Source organism: Roseburia sp. 1XD42-69, from assembly GCF_003612565.1.
In the GTDB taxonomy this organism is placed as follows: domain Bacteria; phylum Bacillota; class Clostridia; order Lachnospirales; family Lachnospiraceae; genus Roseburia_B.
The window spans coordinates 1-569 of the sequence record NZ_RAZG01000269.1 but is presented as its reverse complement, the minus strand read 5'-3'; the positions used below and the strand labels follow the sequence as shown (position 1 = coordinate 569).

Below are 569 nucleotides of genomic sequence, written 5' to 3'. Positions count from 1 at the left end.
AGGATTGAGTGTGTCTCATTTAAAGCACCCTCTGCGATCTGTACTACAGAAATACCATCCTGTGCATTTAAAGAAGCTCTGTTTAAGCCGCGAACTGCATATCTCATCTTCTCGGAAATAGCCAATCCTGCTGCATCATCTGCTGCACGGTTGATTTTATAACCGGATGCTAATTTCTCTGTAGATTTGCTCTGCTGTCCTGTTGTGATTCCTAACATTCTGTTAGCGTTAGCTGCTGACATGTTGTGCTGTACGATCATTGCCATAATTTTTTCCTCCTTGAATTTACTGCAGCTTCCCTGCTGCATACTCTTGTTTCATTATATTGATAGTCCGCCGCCCGGCCGTACGCTCCATCCAGCTTCCTATCTGCAAGTAACAGATTGTTATCTTGTTTACTTGTAATATATATCGGAGCTTTTTCCCGATACTTTATAGCAAAAAACATTTTTTCTTTTTAATTGTTACAGGATATATCCGATAAACCGTGTCTCTGCACAAAAAATAAGGCCGGTAAATACCGGCCTTATTCTGATTCTGCTGATTACTGTAACAGAGATAATACGCCC

The 569-nt window shown here is 40.8% G+C and carries 1 protein-coding gene; it reads right to left on the bottom strand.

Annotated elements, in window-relative coordinates; translation table 11 throughout:
* Positions 1-266: flagellin N-terminal helical domain-containing protein (locus D7Y06_RS25525; RefSeq protein ID WP_442970417.1), on the bottom strand; the 266-nt coding region annotated here is incomplete at its 3' end.
* Positions 267-569 lie beyond the last annotated feature (303 nt).